A 17379-nucleotide genomic window follows, 5' to 3' on the forward strand; every position below is an offset into this window, starting at 1 on the left:
GGCTGCCGCGGTCGACTCAGATCTGTGCCGGTGTCTTGAGTTTCGCGCTGATGGCGTCGGCGGCCGCCACCAGGTCGGTGGCCAGCCGGTCGCCGGGACGGCGGCCCATCCGGTCGACGGGTCCGGACACCGACACCGCGGCCACGACGGCGCCGGAGGCGTCCCGCACGGGTGCGGAGATGCTCGCCACGCCCGCAGCGCGTTCGGCGACGCTCTGCGCCCATCCTCGCCTGCGGATCTCGGCGAGCGTCCGCTCGGAGTAGACGGCGTCGGCGAGGAGACTGCGGAGAGTGTCGGGATCGGACCAGGCGGCGAGCACCTTGGCCGCCGAGCCCGCGGACATCGGCAGCCGCGTGCCCTCCGGAACGGTGTCGCGCAGACCGGTCGGCGGCTCCACGGCCGCGATGCAGACGCGATCGGCGCCCTCGCGGCGATAGAGCTGCACCGACTCGCCGGTGGACTCCTGCAGGCGGGGGAGCACCATCAGAGCGGCTTCGCGGACGGTATCGCGGGCGGTCGCGGCGAGCCTGCCGAGAGTGGGACCGGGAATCCACCGGCCGCTGTCGTCGCGCGCGACCAACTGGTGCACTTCGAGCCCGACGGCCAGCCGGTGGGCGGTGGCCCGGGGCAGCCCGGTCGCGTCGCACAGCTCGCCCAAGTTGCACGGCTGCTCCGACACCGTGTGCAGAATCATCACGGATTTGTCCAGCACGCCGATTCCGCTATCCTTTCCCATAGGACGATATTAACCGTCCAAATACTGAGATTGAAAGTCGAGGGGCGCAGGCCCGGCCGAGGTGGTCCACAGCCCGGACCTCCCGGTCGCGTCTCCCGACTCGAAGCGGAACTACTAGAAGATGCGAGTGAGCTCATGACGCAGAGCGCCGGAAATCCGCGCACGCTGGCCGAGAAGGTCTGGGACGACCACGTCGTCGTTCCGGGAGAGGCCGATGCGAGCGGCAACACCAACCCCGACCTGATCTACATCGACCTGCACCTCGTGCACGAGGTGACCAGTCCGCAGGCCTTCGACGGCCTCCGGATGGCCGGCCGGAAGCTGCGTCGACCGGACCTCACCATCGCCACCGAGGACCACAACGTCCCGACCGTCGACATCTTCAGCCCGATCGCCGATCAGGTCTCGGCCCTGCAGGTGGAGACGCTGCGCAAGAATTGCGAGGAGTTCGGCGTCCGCCTCTACCCGATGGGCGACGCGGAACAGGGCATCGTGCACGTCGTCGGTCCCCAGCTGGGACTGACCCAGCCCGGCATGACCGTCGTCTGCGGCGACAGCCACACCTCCACTCACGGCGCCTTCGGCGCGCTGGCGATGGGGATCGGCACCTCCGAGGTGGAGCATGTGATGGCCACCCAGACGCTGTCGCTGCGGCCGTTCAAGACGATGGCGATCACCGTCGACGGCGAACTGCCGCCCGGCGTCACGAGCAAGGATCTGATCCTGGCCGTGATCGCGGAGATCGGCACCGGCGGGGGACAGGGACACGTGCTGGAGTACCGCGGTCCGGCGATCGAGAAGCTCTCGATGGAGGCCCGGATGACGATCTGCAACATGTCGATCGAGGCGGGTGCCCGGGCCGGCATGATCGCGCCGGACGAGGTGACCTACGAGTTCCTCAAGGGCCGTCCGCATGCACCGACCGGCGACGACTGGGATGCGGCCGTGGAGTACTGGAACTCGCTGCGGACCGACGAGGGTGCGGTCTTCGACCGCGAGGTCCACATCGACGCCTCCGCCCTGACGCCCTTCGTCACCTGGGGGACCAACCCCGGCCAGGGTCTGCCGTTGGGGGCGAACGTGCCGGATCCGGCCGACATCACCGACGAGACCGAGGCGCAGGCGGCCGCTCGGGCGCTCGAGTACATGGACTTGACGCCCGGCATGCCGCTGCGCGAAGTCAAGGTCGACACCGTCTTCGTCGGCTCCTGCACCAACGGACGCATCGAAGATCTGCGGGCGGTCGCGGAGGTCCTCAAGGGCCGCAAGGTGGCCGACGGAATGCGGATGCTGGTGGTGCCCGGTTCCATGAAGGTCCGTGCGCAGGCCGACGCGGAGGGACTCGGCGAGATCTTCGAGGCAGCCGGCGCCGAATGGCGGATGGCGGGTTGCTCGATGTGCCTGGGAATGAACCCGGACCAGCTCTCGCCGGGCGAGCGCTGCGCGTCGACGTCGAACCGCAACTTCGAGGGTCGCCAGGGCAAGGGCGGCCGCACGCATCTGGTGTCGCCGGCCGTCGCCGCCGCGACCGCCGTGCGCGGCACGCTCGCCGCCCCCGCCGATCTGGACTGACCGAGCCTCTCCAAGGCCTGACTAGGAGTCAAACACGATGGAACCGTTCATCACCCACACCGGTGTCGGAGTTCCGTTGCAGCGCAGCAACGTCGACACCGATCAGATCATCCCCGCCGTCTACCTCAAGCGCGTCACACGCACCGGATTCGAGGACGGCCTGTTCGCCGGATGGCGAGGCGACCCCGACTTCATTCTCAACAACGAGCCCTGGAGCAAGGGGTCGGTGCTCGTCGCCGGACCGGATTTCGGCACCGGCTCCTCGCGTGAGCACGCCGTCTGGGCACTCATGGACTTCGGCTTCCGCGTCGTCATCTCGTCGCGCTTCGCCGATATCTTCCGCGGCAATTCCGGCAAGGCCGGGCTGGTGGCCGCACAGGTGGCCCAGTCCGACGTCGAGCTGCTGTGGAAGCGGCTCGAGGCCGAGCCGGGACTGGAGCTGACGGTCAGTCTGGAGGACAAGACCGTCACCGCGGGCGATCTCGTGGTGCCGCTGCAGATCGACGATTACACGCGCTGGCGCCTGATGGAGGGACTCGACGACATCGGGCTGACCCTCCGCCAGACGGATGCGATCGCCGAGTACGAGTCGCGGCGTCCGTCGTTCAAGCCGACCACCCTGCCCTGACCTGCGATCGCGGGCGCTGAAGCCTCACGGCGAGAATCGATTTCGACGCTCGCCGTGAGGCTTGCGTTCTGCGGCCGAACTTCTCATGTGAATTTGCGCTGGTTGGCTTATTTTGCGCCACGATCCGTTTACCGTGTGGATTAGCTGGCACGCCCGGCCAGTGTGAATCCTGCGGAGGTACGGATGAACAAGGCAGAACTCATCGAGGAACTCACCAAAAGACTCGATGCGGACAGGAAGACAGCCACCAACTTCGTCGAGCAGGCGATCGACACCATCGTTCGCGCCGTGAACAAGGGTGAGAGCGTCACGATCACCGGTTTCGGCGTCTTCGAGAAGCGCCGTCGTGCAGCGCGCGTGGCACGCAATCCCCGCACCGGAGAAACGGTGAAGGTGAAGGCCACGTCGATCCCGGCCTTCCGGCCGGGTGCTCAGTTCAAGGCGATCGTCTCCGGCAAGCAGAAGCTCAAGTCGGGGCAGCCCGCGGTGAAGCGCGCGTCGGCGACACCGGCCGCCGGTTCCGGAACCGCCAAGAAGGCCGCACCGGCTAAGTCCACCACTGCGGCGAAGAAGACCACCGCGGCGAAGAAGACGACGGCCAAGAAGACGACGGCCACGAAGACCACGGCCGCGAAGAAGACGGCCGCCACGAAGGCCGCCGCGAAGAAGACAACGCCGGCGAAGAAGACCGCCGCCGCGAAGAAGGCGCCCGCGAAGAAGACCGCGGCCAAGAAGACGGCTCCGGCGAAGACCGCCGGCGCGGGTACGACGGCCACGAGCGCCGCGGCCGAGAAGACGGCACCGGCGAAGAAGGCGACAGCCAAGAAGACCGCTGCTGCCAAGAAGACGACGGCGGCCAAGAAGTCCGCTCCGGCGAAGAAGGCCGCCGCCAAGAAGTCCGCACCGACGAAGGGCGCCGACGACTGACCGAATCCACCTGCCGCCAAAGGGTATTGCGCACTTCGGCCCCTGTCCGCACGATGTGGACGGGGGCCGAAGTGCGTCCGGTGTGTCAGTCGGCGAGCGGACTGGGGATGTGATCGGCGGCGACGAGATCGCCGTCGCGCGTGGTCAGCACCCATACGCTGCCCTTGCGGTTGTCCGCTTCGGGCAACTCCACACCGTCGGCCTCGGCCCACCGGTGCAGCAACGGTGCGATGACTCCGCCCTGACTGCACACCGCGTGCACCGACCCGGTCTTGCTCGCCAGTCGTCGAATCCTGCGGTAGGCCTCGTCCGGAGCCGCCTCGAAGGACTCCTCCGACAGTGCGGGTTCCAGCTTCACCTCGGTGCGCAGCGATTCGGCCAGCGGCGCGAGAGTGTCGACGCACCGTGTCCGGTCGGCGGCGTGCAGGCGGTGCGCGCCGAAGAGGGGGAGCAGCTCACGGATCGCCGCGGCCTGGGCCACCCCGCACGTGTCGAGCGGCCGCAGGCGATCGTCGCCGGTGAAGTCCCTGCGGCTCCCCGCCGACGCATGCCGGAGAACGATCAGTGTGTGCAGCTCTCGCACCGGCCGGGAGGCGAAGGTGTGCAGCACATCGCGATCGGCGTCGTAGCTGACCGCGTCGATCGCGTCGGCAACCGGAAGCCACTTCAGATCGTCGCATTCGCGGTTGGCGTGGAACCCTCCGCCGACGGCCTCCACCGCCCAATAGGAGACCCGTTTCGGCACCCCCGAGGCCAGACGGTAGCCGACAGTGCGCAGCCGGTGTCCCAACCGCACCTCGTAGCCGGTCTCTTCGACGAGTTCCCGCGCGGCCGTCACCGGCAGGATCTCGCCGCGTTCGGCCTTTCCCTTGGGCAGCGACCAGTCGTCGTAGCGCCGCCGGTGAACCAGCGCCACCTTCACGCCGGCCGACTTGCTCGGCTTCCAGAGGACGCCGCCTCCGGCCCACACGGTACGGGTCGGCCGGCTCATCAGGATCCAGTCGGGTCGGCGTGGTGGCGTTGACGGGTCATCATCTGTCGCTGGTGGTCGCGGACCTGCTCACCGGCCGCCGGCTGGGCCCGCCAGGTGCCGTCCGGCTGCAGTTCCCAGCAGCGGGTCCGGGGATCGAGCGCCGACTCGAAGATGTCCTCCAGATCGGCGGCCAGCCTGCGGTCACGGACCTGCACCATCACCTCGACACGTCGATCGAGGTTGCGGTGCATCATGTCGGCGCTGCCGATCCAGTACTCGTTCTGGGCACCGAACTGCAGGATCCGTGAATGCTCCAGGAACTCGCCGAGAATCGACCGGACGACGATGTTCTCGCTGAGTCCCTCCACACCCGGTCGCAACGCGCAGATGCCCCGCACCACCACGTCGACGCGAACGCCCGCCTGTGAGGCCCGGTACAGCGCGTCGATCACCTGCTCGTCGACCAGCGCGTTGGCCTTGAGCCGGATGAGTGCCCCCGGATCTCCGGACCGGTGGGCCGCGATCTCGCCCTCGATCCGCTCGATGATGCCGGTGCGGATGCCGTGGGGCGCCACCAGCAGATTCCGGTACTCCTGCTTGCGCGAGTAGCCGGTGAGCGTGTTGAACAGGTCGGTGAGGTCCGAGCCGATCTCCGGTGCGGCGGTGAACAGACCGACGTCTTCGTACAGCCGTGCCGTCTTCGGGTTGTAGTTGCCCGTGCCGATGTGGCAGTAGCGGCGAAGGGTCGAGCCCTCGCGACGGATCACCAGGCAGGTCTTGCAATGCGTCTTGAGACCGACGAGCCCGTAGACGACGTGCACCCCGGCCTGTTCCAGAGTGCGCGCCCAGCGGATGTTGGCCTGTTCGTCGAACCGTGCCTTGAGTTCCACCAGCGCCACCACCTGTTTGCCCGCGGCCGCGGCGTCGATCAGCGCGTTGACGATGGGCGAGTCGCCCGAGGTGCGGTACAGGGTCTGCTTGATGGCCAGCACGTGCGGATCGGCGGCCGCCTGCTCGATGAATCGCTGGACGCTGGTGGAGAACGAGTCGTAGGGGTGATGCACCAGCACGTCGCCGTCGCGCAGGGTCGAGAAGATGCTCTTCGGCGTCTCCCGCTCACCGAACGCCGGGTGGGTGGCCGGCACGAACGGACGCTCCTTCAACTGCGGCCGGTCGATCCCGTAGATCTGCCAGAGACAGGTCAGATCGAGCAGTCCAGGCACTTGGATGACGTCGCCCGGGTCGACGTCCAACTCGCGGAGCAGGAGTTCGAGCATGTGCTCGGTCATGTCGTCGCCGACCTCGAGCCGGACCGGTGAACCGAACCGCCTGCGCGCCAGTTCGCGTTCGAGCGCCTGGAGCAGGTCCTCGTCACGGTCCTCGTCGACCTCGAAGTCGGCGTTGCGCGTGACCCGGAAGACGTGGTGCTCCACGATCTCCATGCCGGGGAACAGTTCCGGCAGATTGGCCGCGATCAGATTCTCCACGGGCAGGAAGAGCGCGGTGCGCGGCCCGTCGTCGGGGCCCTGCGGCTGGACGAGACGGTCGACCCGGACGAACCGGTTGACGTTGTCGGGCACCTTCACACGCGCGAAGTGCTCGCCGCCCTCGGCGCGGTCCTTCACCGTCACCGCGAGGTTCAGGCTCAGACCCGAGATGTAGGGGAACGGATGCGCCGGATCGACGGCCAGCGGGGTCAGGATCGGGAACAGTTCGTTGTGGAAGTGCGTCTGCATCCGCACCCGCTCGGCGGCCGTGAGATCGTCCCAGCCGATGATCTTGATGTTCTCGCCGGAGAGTGCCGGGAGCACCGAGTCACGGAAGACGCGCGCATGCCGGTCGGCGATCTTCTGGGTGCGGACAGCGATCATATGCAGTTGCTCGCGCGGGGAACGGCCGTCCGCCGAGCGCACCGAGAGGCCGGTCTCGTCGCGGCGCTTGAGGCCCGCGACGCGCACCATGAAGAACTCGTCGAGATTCGACGCGAAGATGGCCAGGAACTTGGCGCGCTCCAGCAGCGGGCGGGAGACGTCCTCGGCCAGTGCGAGGACGCGAGAGTTGAAGTCGAGCCAGCTCAGCTCACGGTTGAAGTACCGGTCGGCCGGCAGGTCCGCCGCTTCGTCGGGATCCACGGTCTCGGCCGGCAGTGCGGCGGGCAGGGCGGTCTGGGACTCGTTCTCGATCTCTTCCGTGGCACTCACGCGTCAATTGTGGACTATCGGTCCGATGCTGTCCTGTCAGCCGGACGGTTTGGTTCACCGGAGTGTCGGGACGCCCGGAGTGCCGCGCCCGTGCGTCTCCCGACGCCGAGTTCGACCGCGGCGGCCAGATCCGCGGGCGTGTCGACGTCGGTGCGCAGCCGGGCCCACCGCAGCCGCCCGGGATCGAGCTCAACCGCTCCGGCCGCTCGGTGCGCCGACGCCGACCGCGCACCGAATCGCGGTTCGACGGGGTGCTGGGCGCGCACCACCAGCAGCGCCGTGCCCTCTCCGGAGCGGTCGGCGACGAAGGCGGCGGGGGCGCCTCCGGCGATGGCTGCGGCCGCCTCGTCCAGTACCTCGGCGAGCGTGAGCGCGTCGAGCGCGGCGAGGTCGGCCTGCAACGCGGCGATCAGCGCGGCGGTCGGGGAGACGGCCGCGATCGCATGCGCCAGCGCTGCGTTCAACGGTGATCGGCGCGGCGCGGCGCCGGCCTCCTCGGGCTCGTCGAGTACCCGGACACCGTGCTCGCGGACGGCGACGTGCACGGCGGGGTCGGGAGTGACGATAGCCGCCTGCGCGACGCCCGCCTCCCGGACCGCCTCGAGCGTGTCGCCGAGCATCGCGGTCACCAGGCTCCGGCGCTGCTCGTCGGAGGGCAGGGCCCCGGCCAGCCGTGACTTCGCGTGGTCCAGCCGTTTCACGGCCAGGACGACGGCTATCGGGAGCGGGTCGCGCATGTTCACCATGGTGCAGCACCGACGGGCCGGGCCGCTTGCCGGGCCGTCGAGCCGACCCCGGCGATCGGCGCTGAGCCGTGGCGAGGTGGCGCTAGGGTGGACCGCAGTTACCGGTCGTGGGTGGAGGAGTCGCGAGTGCGTGCAGTAGTGATGGGTGCTGGGTCGTGGGGCACCGCGGTGGCGAAGGTGCTCGCCGATGCGGGCAACGAGGTGAAGATCTGGGCTCGCCGTCCGGAGCTGGTGGAGCAGATCAACACCGCCCACGAGAATCGCGATTACCTCTCGGGTATCGCGCTGCCCGAGAGTCTGCGGGCCGTCGGCTCCGTGGAGGAGGCGCTGGCCGGCGCCGAACTGGTGGTGTGTGCGGTGCCCTCGCAGTCGTTGCGTGCCAACCTCGAGATCTGGCGACCGCATCTGCCCGCCGATGCGATCCTGCTGTCCCTCGCCAAGGGCGTCGAGACGAGTTCCGGTAAGCGGATGAGCGAAGTGATCGCCGAGGTCACCGGGTTCCCGGCTCGGCAGATCGCGGTGCTGACCGGACCCAACCTCGCGAAAGAGGTGGCGCAGGGACAGCCCGCCGCCACCGTGATCGCATGCGTCGACGAGGCCCAGGCGGTTCGTGTGCAGGAGGCGTTCGCCACCGGATACTTCCGTCCGTACACCAACGTCGACGTCGTCGGCTGCGAGATCGGCGGAGCAGCGAAGAACGTGATCGCGCTCGCATGCGGCATGGCGTCCGGGATGGGCTTCGGCGAGAACACGCTGGCGACGATCATCACGCGCGGTCTCGCCGAGACCATTCGGCTGGGAGTGGCACTGGGCGCCGACATCACCACCCTCGCCGGTCTCGCGGGCATCGGCGACCTCGTGGCGACGTGCTCATCGCCGCTGTCGCGCAACCGAACCTTCGGTGCCCGCCTAGGCGAGGGCGCGAGCCTGGCCGAGGCTCAGGCGGCGACCAACGGGCAGGTGGCCGAGGGCGTCAAATCGTGCTCGTCGGTGCTGGCGCTGGCGAAGGCGCACGGGGTGGAGATGCCGCTGACCGAGGCCGTCCATCAGGTGTGCCACGAGGGCATGTCGGTGTCGGACATGGTCAGTTCCCTGCTCGGGCGCAGCACCAAACCGGAGGTGTACGGGCGGGCCTGAACCGCGTCAGCGGCCGAAGTCGAGCGGGGCTCGCTGCAGATTCTTCTCGATCAACGCCGAGACGTCGGTGATCGGCGCGTTGCCGGCACCCGCGGGCACCCACACGGCCACGTAGGGGCGGTGGTCGACGCTCACGTACGCCTGACCGCGGCCCTCGATCGTGTCGGTGATGAACCACTGGACCGGGTTGATCACCTGCAGTGAACTCGTCGGCGCGAGTTCGTGGGGCCGCTCGACACCGCAGCGCACCACAACCGGGTCGGAGTCGGCTCTGGTCCATCGGACGGTGGTCCCGTCGACCGACTTGCCCTCGAAGTCGCCGAGCTCATCGGGCAGTTTCTTGATGAACTCGGCGCAGCGGGCGGCGTCGGCGGCGGTGGTCGTGTACGACTCGACCGGTGACGGCGGGGTGTCGTCGGCGGAGAAGTGCAGCGCCGCGTACGTGATGAAGCCGGCGATCACCATGACCGGGACGGCCACCAGGGTGGCGATCATCGCCGGACTGAATCGCGGTCCCTCATCGGCCGCGGTCTGGCCGTCCTGAGCCTTCTCCGTTGGAGTGTTCCCGGTGCCGTCGCTCATGCTGCCAGTGTGATCGATGGACTGCGTCCGTGGAAATCGGTGCGACCGTTCGCGGTGCGCCGGCGGTAGCATCGGCCCGATGAAGACAGTGGGTGAAGTCGGAGAACGCGCGCTGGTCGCGATGTTCACCACTGCCGCGGCGTCGGGCGGTGACACCGACGATCTGGTGATCGGGTCGGGCGACGATGCAGCGGTGTTCGCGCCCACCGGACCGGTGGTGGTCAGCACCGACACAGCGGTCGCGGGCAGGCACTTCCGGTTCGACTGGTCGACTCCGCGGCAGATCGGGGCACGGGCGGTGGTCCAGAGCGCCGCCGACATCGCGGCGATGGGCGGGGTCCTCACCGGCGTCGTCGTGTCGATCGGCTGCCCGCCGCAGACCCCGGTGGAGCGCGTGCTCGAGCTCAACGCCGGCATCGTCGACCAGACCCACAGGTATCGGGCGCGGGTGCTCGGCGGCGACCTCGTGTCCTCGTCGGAGGTGGTGCTGACCGTGACCTCCCTCGGTGTTCTCGACGGCACGCAGGCGGTGGCGCTGTCGGGTGCGCGCGGCGGCGAGGTGCTCGCGCTCAGCGGTCCGCTCGGCGGTCCGGCAGGCGGTCTGGCGGCTCTGTCCGCCGTCGAGCACGGGGCGGATCCCCTTCTGCTGGAGCAGTTCTCCGATCTGGTCGAGGCCTACCGCCTCCCGCGGCCGGATCTGGGGCAAGGGCGCGTGGCGGCGCTGGCGGGCGCCCGGGCGATGACCGACGTCTCCGACGGCCTCGTGGAGGAGATCATCACGATGGCGGAGGCTTCGCAGGTACGGATCGACATCGATTCGGCGTCGGTTCCCCAGGTCCGCGGGCTCGCCGAACTCGGGGCTGCGCTCGGCGTCGACCCCGCGCGATGGGCCCTCGCGGGCGGCGAGGAACACGAGCTGCTCGCGGCCTTCGATCCCTCGGCGGTCCCCGCGTGCTGGACGGTGATCGGGACGGTGTCCGACGGCGAGCCCGATGCCCGCATCGACGGCGCGGCCGTCGGAGAGATCCGCGGGTGGCAATCGTTCACCGAGACCTGACCTGATTAGATCGACGTATGGCTGTCTACGCACTCGGCGATCGTGAGCCGGTTCTCGGCACAGACGTTTTCATTCATCCCGACGCGACCGTCATCGGTGCGGTGACGCTCGGCGACGGGGTCTCGATCTGGCCGGGAGCGGTGCTCCGCGGCGACTACGGGACCATCACCGTCGGCGACCGCACCAACATCCAGGACGGCACGGTGGTGCACTGCACCTTCACCGAGCCCACCGTGATCGGCGCCGGTTGCGTCGTCGGGCACAACGCGCATATCGAGGGATCGACGATCGGCGACGAATGCCTGATCGCTTCGGGTTCGGTGGTCCTGAACCGTTCGGTGATCGGCGCGGGCTCGGTGGTCGGCGCCGGTGCGGTGGTGTCGTACGGCTTCACGGTTCCCGAGCGGTCGATGGTGCTCGGCGTCCCGGCCCGCCTCCGCGAGGGCTATCAGGTTCCGGAGGGCCATCTGCAGCAGAACACCGAGCTCTACTACCAGAACGCCCAGTACTACCGGAAGAGCCTCCGGAGGCTCGACGCGTGAGCGCCAAGCCGTTGGCCGAGCTGATCGATCCCGGTTGGGCTCAGGCACTGGCGCCGGTCGAGGAGACGGTCGCACGGATGGGCCGATTCCTGCGCGAGGAGATCGCGGTCGGCCGTCGCTACCTGCCCGCCGGAGAGAACGTGCTGCGCGCGTTCGCGCAGCCCTTCGATGACGTCCGGGTTCTCATCGTCGGACAGGATCCCTATCCCACGCCGGGGCACGCTGTGGGACTGAGCTTCTCCGTGGCGCCGGACGTCCGCCCGATTCCGCGATCGCTGCAGAACATCTACCAGGAGTACTGCGAAGACCTCGGTTATCCCCGTCCGGCCAACGGCGATCTGACGCCGTGGGCGCGGCAGGGCGTTCTCCTTCTCAACAGAGTTCTGACGGTGCGCCCGGGCGAACCGGCGTCCCACCGCAACAAGGGGTGGGAAGAGGTGACCGAGTGCGCGATCAAAGCGCTGGCCGCGCGCGACGAGCCCATGGTGGCGATCCTGTGGGGCAACGACGCCCGGCAGCTGGTGAAGTGGTTGCCCGACGTCCCGGTCATCGAATCGCCCCACCCGTCGCCGCTCTCGGCGTCGCGCGGGTTCTTCGGTTCGCGACCCTTCTCCCGCGCCAACGAGGAACTGCTCGATCTCGGCGGCGATCCGGTGGACTGGCGTCTGCCCTGATCCGGTCGGACTACCGGCGGGCGGCGGCGTAGTCCGGCGCGCGCTTGGCGACGAAGGCGTCGACTCCCTCGACGCCCTCGGGCGTGGATCCGAGGGCTGCGATCGAGGCCGACTCCGCGGTGAGCTGATCGCCGAGGGTGCTGGTGGCGCTGTGGTGCAGCAGACGGCGGATCGCGCGGTAGGAGCCGCGCGGTCCGGAGGCGAGCCCGGCCGCGACGTCGTGGGCGGTCTGCTCGACGGAAGCGTCGTCGACGATCTCCGACAGGATGCCGAGGTCCAGCGCGCGGTCGGCGTCCAGGATCTGGTCGGTCATGATGATGTGCCGTGCGCGGGCCGCGCCCACGACGCGGGGGAGCAGCCATGACATGCCGCCGTCGGGCGACAGTCCGATTCCGGGATAGGCGGGACGCATCTTGGTGGCGCGACCGCCGATCGCGATGTCCGCGTGCAGAACGAGGCTCATGCCTGCGCCGGCGGCCCAGCCCTTCACCGCGGCGACCACCGGAAGCTCCGTCTCGTAGAGGAACTCGATCGTCGAATGCAGATCGTCGGCCAGGCCCCGCAGGTAGTCGCTGCGGTCGTCGGCCGCCGCGAACGCCGCGACATTGCCACCCGCGCAGAAGTTCTTGCCAGCACCGCGGAGCAGCACCGCACCCGCCTCGAGCTTTCCCCGGGTGACGGCGCGCAGCGCCTCGCGTGACTCCAGGACCAGAGCGTGATCGAGAGCGGTTCCCGCATCGCCGGTCGAGATGGTGAGGTTCAGAACGCCGTCGTCGTCGACGCGGATCAGATCAGAGGCCATGGCGAGTACTCTACGGAACGCTCGTCGCCGGCCGGTCCGGGTGGTTGCCGTCCGCGCCGGACAGGTGCACTCGGCGACTCCGGAGACGACGAAATCGCCGCCCGGCACTGCCGGACGGCGATCTCCTCACGCTTGGTGCGCTCAGGCCTTGACGGTCTTGCCCGCCTTGAGGCACGAGGTGCACACGTTCTTGCGCTTCTTGTTGCCCGGGGCGACCTCGACGCGCACAGACTGGATGTTCGGGTTCCAGCGGCGGTTGGTGCGCCGATGCGAGTGCGAGACCGACTTGCCGAAGCCGGGGCCCTTGCCACAAACGTCACAAACGGCAGCCATGATCGAACTCCCTTGGTAGAAAACTTGGGTCAGTGGTCAGCCGATAGCGGGCGCTGCGGTGCGCGCCGCGACGATCGGCAACCCGAATAGAATAACCGCGCAGACCTCGGGTGTCCAAATCGGCGCCGGAACGCGAGAGTCCCGGCGACCTCGGCGAGGGGCCCGGACCAGACGCCGCGACAGTACCTGTCCGAGTGTCGGGGGCGGGCGGTAACCTCGGGGCACATCGAGGTTCACCGGCGGTTCGGCGACCGCGCACGAGGATCGCGACGGGCCGGCGGAGAGCGACGGGAAGGCGGGGTGGTCGTGCGGTTGATGACCGGAGACAGCAGTACCGCGGTCAATCCTCAGCTCATCAGGGACTGGGCACGTGCCTGCGCCGACGGCCTCGAGGCTCTGCGTCCGGAGATCAACGACCTCAACGTCTTCCCGATCCCCGATTCGGACACCGGAAGCAACATGGCGCAGACGATGGCCGGCGCGCTCGCGGTCCTCGACGAACTCGACGGCGCGGCCGATCTGCCCGCGGTGACCCGCACTCTCGCGGAGGCGGCCGTCGGATGCGCTCGCGGCAACTCCGGCGTCATTCTCTCGCAGGTCCTGGTCGGGATCGCCGACGCGGTCGATCTCGCGATGGCCGAGAACGACCACAGTTTCAATCGACTGTGCAAGAACGGGCTGCGTCTCGGCGCCCTCGCGGCCCGGCGTGCCGTCAGCGAGCCGAGGGAGGGAACCGTTCTCACTCTGCTGCAGGTCGCGGCGGATTCGGCTGCGGCCAATGTCGCCGGCTCACCGGCGGATCTGGCGCGCGCGGTGGCCGACGACTGCGCCGAAGCACTCGAGCTCACGCCCGAGCAGATGCCCGAACTCGCGAGCGCGGGCGTGGTGGACGCCGGTGCACGAGGCTTCCTGGTGATGGCCGACGCGCTCGTGCTGGTCGTCACCGGCGTCGCCAACAAGCGCCGCGCCTACCGCGGCATCCTCACCTCGAGTGTGCACGGTGCGGGCCACGAGACCGGAGAGTGCGGCGGTGCCGGCGACACCGACTTCGAGGTGATGTATCTGCTCGACGGCGCCGAAGGAGCGCAGATCGGCGCGCTCCGCGACCGGCTCGGACAACTCGGCGACTCGGTCGTGATCGTCGGCGACAGCTCCGCCGACGGCGAGCGGTTCTCCGTGCATGTGCACACCGACGACCCCGGGGCCGCGGTCGAAGCCGGGATCGAACTGGGTCGGCTCACCGACATCCGGATCAGCTGCTTCGCGCTCGACGCCATCCGTGCCGCGCCGGGGGCCAACGAGCCGCCGCCGCGGTTCAAACGGGCCGTCGTCGTCCTGGTCACCGGCGACGGCGCCGAACAACTCTTCGCCGAGGCGGGAGCGGCAGTGGTCCGGGCCGATCACGGCGTCCAACCGGCGACGCTCTCGAAGGCGATCCGCGCGACCGACAGCGCCCACGTCATCGTGATGGGGAACGGGATGATGTCCTCGCAGGATCTGGTACAGGTGGGCGCGCAGGCGCGTTCGCCCCAACGGTCGGTGGTCTTCCTGCCGACGCTGTCGATGGTGCAGTGCCTGTCCGCCCTGGCCGTGCACGATCCGATCGAAGAGCCCGACGTGGACGCCTTCGCCATGGCCGAGGCGGCCGCGAACACGCGCTGGGGCTCATTGATGCACTCCAACACCAAGATGATGACTCTGGCAGGCACCTGCGAGATCGGCGACACCCTCGGACTCATCGGCTCCGATGTGCTGGTCATCGCACCCGAGCAGCGGCAGGCGGCCACCGCGCTGCTCGATCTGATGCTCGCGACCGGCGGCGAGCTGGTGACCGTGCTCGCGGGCCGGGACCTCGACGAACGGACGCGGGAGGCGATTGCCGAGCATCTGCACGCGCACTACCCGGGCATCGAACTGGCGCTGTACGAGACCGGACAGTCGTCGCACCTGTTGCAGGTCGGCGTCGAATGATGCTGACCGCCGCCTCGCCGCTGACCGACTCGTCGGTGGACCCGGCGCTGCTGAAGAAACTGGCCGGACTGGAACTGACCACGGTCGGTGAACTGCTCCGCTACGTGCCGCGCCGGTACCTGCGGCGCGGTCATCTGTCGGAGTCCGAGCGCCCGGAGGTAGGCGAGTGGATCACTGTGATCGGGCGCATCAAGAAGGCGCAGATGATCCAGATGAAGCGCAGGTACGGACAGTTTCTCAAGATCGTGGTCAACGACGGCCGCGCCGACTACGAGGCGAGCTTCTTCAACGCCCGATGGATCCAGAAGGTGCTGCGACCGGGTACCCGTGTCGCGCTCGCCGGCACCGTGAAGCTCTTCCGCGACCAGATCCAGCTGTCGCATCCGGACTGGATGGTGCTGCCCGAGGACGACGGCATCGACGTCGTGGGGAACGCCGCCATGATCGGCGAGTTGGCCGCCGAGGAAGCAGAGTCGGAGGGCAAGGGCTCGCATGGATCCACGGCGTCGCCCGACGACGTCGCGAACTTCTCGCGCGACATCATCCCGATGTATCCGGCCACCAAAGACGTTCAGACCTGGGAGATCTGGCGTGCGGTGCGGCAGGTGCTGGCGGACACGGTGCCCGCCGAGGACCCGCTCACGGAGGCGCAGCGCGCCGAACGCGGTCTGATCACGGCCGACGAGGCGATCAGCCGCATCCACCTGCCCGACAGCCTCGACGACATCGAGGCCGCACGCGCTCGGCTGAAGTTCGACGAAGCGCTGGCCGTGCAGACCGAGCTCGCCCGCAGGCGTTTGAGCGCGGTCTCGGAGTCGGCGCGCTCGTGCCCGCACGTTCCCGGCGGCCTGGAGGATCGGCTCCTGGAACGGTTGCCGTTCGAACTCACCGGCGGCCAGCGCGACGTTCTCGCGGAGATCGGCGAGGACCTCGCCGGCGAGCACCCGATGAGCAGGCTGCTGCAGGGCGAGGTCGGTTCCGGCAAGACCCTCGTCTCTCTGCTCGCGATGCTCCGAGTGGTCGACAACGGCCACCAGTGCGCGATCCTCGCACCCACCGAGGTCCTCGCCGCCCAGCACTACCGCACCGTGATGACGATGCTCGGAGACCTCGCGCGAGCGGGTGAACTGGGCGCCGCCGACGGTGCGACCCGCGTCGGACTGCTGACCGGATCGCTCGGGACCGCGGCCAAACGCCAGACGCTGCTCGACGCGGTCACCGGGGAGGCGGGCATCGTCATCGGCACGCACGCACTGCTGGAAGAACATGTGGAGTTCTTCGATCTCGGGATGGTCGTGGTCGACGAACAGCACCGCTTCGGTGTCGAACAGCGCGACGTCCTGCGGTCCAAGGGTCGCGACGAGACCCGGCCGCACTTCCTGGTGATGACGGCGACTCCGATTCCCCGCACCGTCGCGATGATCACCTTCGGTGATCTCGAGACGTCGGTGATGACCGAACTGCCGCGAGGCCGGCAGCCCATCGCCACCAGCGTGGTGCCGATGCGCAACCAGAAGTGGGTGGACCGGGTCTGGGCACGGGCCAATGAGGAGATCGACGCCGGCCGACAGGTGTATGTGGTGTGCACCAAGATCGGCGACGAACAGACCAACGTGAAGAAGTCGAAGAAGGCCGCCAAGGATCAGGAGCCCGACGACGACACCGTCTCCGTGCTGGACCTCGCCGAACAGTTGGAGGCGGGACCGCTCGCGGGCCGCCGCATCGGCATCCTGCACGGTCGGCTGCCCGCCGACGAGAAGAACGACGTCATGGACGGCTTCACCCGCGGAGACGTGGACGTGCTGGTCGCGACCACCGTGATCGAGGTCGGCGTCGACGTCCCGAACGCCACCATGATGGCGATCGTCAATGCCGAACGGTTCGGCGTGAGCCAGTTGCACCAGCTCCGCGGTCGCGTGGGACGCGGTCGTCATGCCGGGCTGTGCCTGCTGATGACGACGGCGAGCGACGTGGGGCCGTCGATGGAGCGTCTCCGTGCTGTCGAGGCCAGCAACGACGGCTTCGAGCTCGCCCGCGTCGACCTCGCACAGCGACGCGAGGGAGACATCCTCGGATCGTTGCAGTCGGGCGGCAAGAGTTCGTTGAGCTTCCTCTCGCTGCTCGACGACACCGAGGTCATCGCGGATGCCCGCGACCTCGCGGAGCAGATCGTGCTCGACGATCCGGATCTGGTGGCGCACCAACCACTCGCCGATCTCGTGCATTCAATCCTGCTGCCCTCCCGCGCCGAGTACCTCGACAAGTCGTGACCGTCTCGCCCGCTGGTCGAGCGGCTCCCGCCCGCGCTGGTTGAGCGGCTCCCGCCCGCGCTGGTCGAGCGGCTCCCCTCCCGCTGGTTGAGCGGCTCCCCTCCCGCGCTGGTTGAGCGGCTCCCCTCCCGCTGGTTGAGCGAGCGCAGCGAGTCGAAACCACCGCATCCCCGGGCTGGGAACCCCGTCGCGCCCGTACCCGCTCGTCAACCGGCGCGGGAGCGGTGC

The 17379-nt window shown here is 68.9% G+C and carries 16 protein-coding genes; 9 read left to right on the forward strand and 7 right to left on the reverse strand.

The window, feature by feature from the left end; genetic code table 11:
* Positions 1 to 16: 16 nt before the first annotated feature.
* Entirely contained in the window at positions 17 to 736 is a 720-nt protein-coding gene (locus ACE11G_RS05585) for an IclR family transcriptional regulator (protein ID WP_039867175.1), read from the reverse strand.
* A 135-nt stretch (positions 737 to 871) separates the two neighbouring features.
* On the opposite strand from ACE11G_RS05585, the gene leuC reads away from it, so the two are divergent.
* The 3 genes from leuC (at position 872) to ACE11G_RS05600 (ending at position 3863) form a co-directional block, all read left to right on the forward strand.
* A complete protein-coding gene (leuC, locus tag ACE11G_RS05590) occupies positions 872 to 2308 on the forward strand; it encodes a 3-isopropylmalate dehydratase large subunit (RefSeq protein ID WP_006895952.1) in 1437 nt (478 codons plus the stop codon).
* Between the two features lie 37 nt (positions 2309 to 2345).
* Entirely contained in the window at positions 2346 to 2936 is a 591-nt protein-coding gene (gene leuD / locus ACE11G_RS05595; RefSeq protein ID WP_006895953.1) for a 3-isopropylmalate dehydratase small subunit, read from the forward strand.
* Positions 2937 to 3119: 183 nt separating this feature from the next.
* Entirely contained in the window at positions 3120 to 3863 is a 744-nt protein-coding gene (locus tag ACE11G_RS05600) for an HU family DNA-binding protein (RefSeq protein ID WP_375003910.1), read from the forward strand.
* 85 nt (positions 3864 to 3948) lie between these two features.
* Here the strand turns inward: ACE11G_RS05600 and ACE11G_RS05605 are convergent, their stop codons facing one another.
* The 3 genes from ACE11G_RS05605 to cofC are packed head-to-tail and all read right to left on the reverse strand — an operon-like array spanning position 3949 to position 7783.
* Positions 3949 to 4854: an NUDIX hydrolase gene (locus ACE11G_RS05605; protein WP_006895955.1), complete on the reverse strand. Its 906-nt coding sequence runs from the start codon at positions 4852 to 4854 to the stop codon at positions 3949 to 3951.
* Positions 4854 to 7037, reverse strand: coding sequence for an RNA degradosome polyphosphate kinase (locus tag ACE11G_RS05610; RefSeq protein WP_006895956.1), 2184 nt, complete (start codon positions 7035 to 7037; stop codon positions 4854 to 4856). The genes ACE11G_RS05605 and ACE11G_RS05610 overlap by 1 nt, the downstream gene beginning before the upstream one ends.
* A gap of 14 nt (positions 7038 to 7051) precedes the next feature.
* Positions 7052 to 7783 carry a 2-phospho-L-lactate guanylyltransferase gene (gene cofC / locus ACE11G_RS05615; protein WP_375003911.1) on the reverse strand — a complete coding sequence of 244 codons (732 nt, stop codon included), beginning with the start codon at positions 7781 to 7783 and terminating at the stop codon, positions 7052 to 7054.
* 126 nt (positions 7784 to 7909) lie between these two features.
* Here cofC and ACE11G_RS05620 point away from each other — a divergent pair, with 126 nt between their 5' ends.
* Complete coding sequence (locus tag ACE11G_RS05620) at positions 7910 to 8920, forward strand: NAD(P)H-dependent glycerol-3-phosphate dehydrogenase (protein ID WP_062367028.1); 1011 nt, start codon at positions 7910 to 7912, stop codon at positions 8918 to 8920.
* Positions 8921 to 8926: 6 nt separating this feature from the next.
* Here the strand turns inward: ACE11G_RS05620 and ACE11G_RS05625 are convergent, their stop codons facing one another.
* The gene (locus ACE11G_RS05625; protein ID WP_062366942.1) at positions 8927 to 9502 is read right to left on the reverse strand and encodes a DUF3515 domain-containing protein; all 576 of its coding nucleotides are present in this window, start codon (positions 9500 to 9502) and stop codon (positions 8927 to 8929) included.
* Between the two features lie 79 nt (positions 9503 to 9581).
* Between ACE11G_RS05625 and thiL the strand changes: the two genes are divergently transcribed.
* The 3 genes from thiL to ACE11G_RS05640 are packed head-to-tail and all read left to right on the forward strand — an operon-like array spanning position 9582 to position 11775.
* Positions 9582 to 10559: a thiamine-phosphate kinase gene (gene thiL, locus ACE11G_RS05630; protein WP_375003912.1), complete on the forward strand. Its 978-nt coding sequence runs from the start codon at positions 9582 to 9584 to the stop codon at positions 10557 to 10559.
* A gap of 17 nt (positions 10560 to 10576) precedes the next feature.
* Positions 10577 to 11101 (forward strand): gamma carbonic anhydrase family protein, encoded by a 525-nt coding sequence (locus ACE11G_RS05635; protein ID WP_006895961.1) that lies wholly within the window; start codon positions 10577 to 10579, stop codon positions 11099 to 11101.
* Complete coding sequence (locus ACE11G_RS05640; protein WP_006895962.1) at positions 11098 to 11775, forward strand: uracil-DNA glycosylase; 678 nt, start codon at positions 11098 to 11100, stop codon at positions 11773 to 11775. The genes ACE11G_RS05635 and ACE11G_RS05640 overlap by 4 nt, the downstream gene beginning before the upstream one ends.
* A 10-nt stretch (positions 11776 to 11785) precedes the next feature.
* Here the strand turns inward: ACE11G_RS05640 and ACE11G_RS05645 are convergent, their stop codons facing one another.
* Positions 11786 to 12577: an enoyl-CoA hydratase/isomerase family protein gene (locus ACE11G_RS05645; protein ID WP_006895963.1), complete on the reverse strand. Its 792-nt coding sequence runs from the start codon at positions 12575 to 12577 to the stop codon at positions 11786 to 11788.
* 141 nt (positions 12578 to 12718) lie between these two features.
* Positions 12719 to 12910 carry a 50S ribosomal protein L28 gene (gene rpmB, locus ACE11G_RS05650; protein WP_006895964.1) on the reverse strand — a complete coding sequence of 64 codons (192 nt, stop codon included), beginning with the start codon at positions 12908 to 12910 and terminating at the stop codon, positions 12719 to 12721.
* 315 nt (positions 12911 to 13225) lie between these two features.
* Here rpmB and ACE11G_RS05655 point away from each other — a divergent pair, with 315 nt between their 5' ends.
* The gene (locus ACE11G_RS05655; protein WP_375004102.1) at positions 13226 to 14881 is read left to right on the forward strand and encodes a DAK2 domain-containing protein; all 1656 of its coding nucleotides are present in this window, start codon (positions 13226 to 13228) and stop codon (positions 14879 to 14881) included.
* Complete coding sequence (recG, locus tag ACE11G_RS05660) at positions 14881 to 17151, forward strand: ATP-dependent DNA helicase RecG (RefSeq protein WP_375004103.1); 2271 nt, start codon at positions 14881 to 14883, stop codon at positions 17149 to 17151. The genes ACE11G_RS05655 and recG overlap by 1 nt, the downstream gene beginning before the upstream one ends.
* Positions 17152 to 17379 lie beyond the last annotated feature (228 nt).

The organism is Gordonia sp. PS3, assembly GCF_041950545.1.
Taxonomy (GTDB): Bacteria; Actinomycetota; Actinomycetes; order Mycobacteriales; family Mycobacteriaceae; genus Gordonia; species Gordonia sihwensis.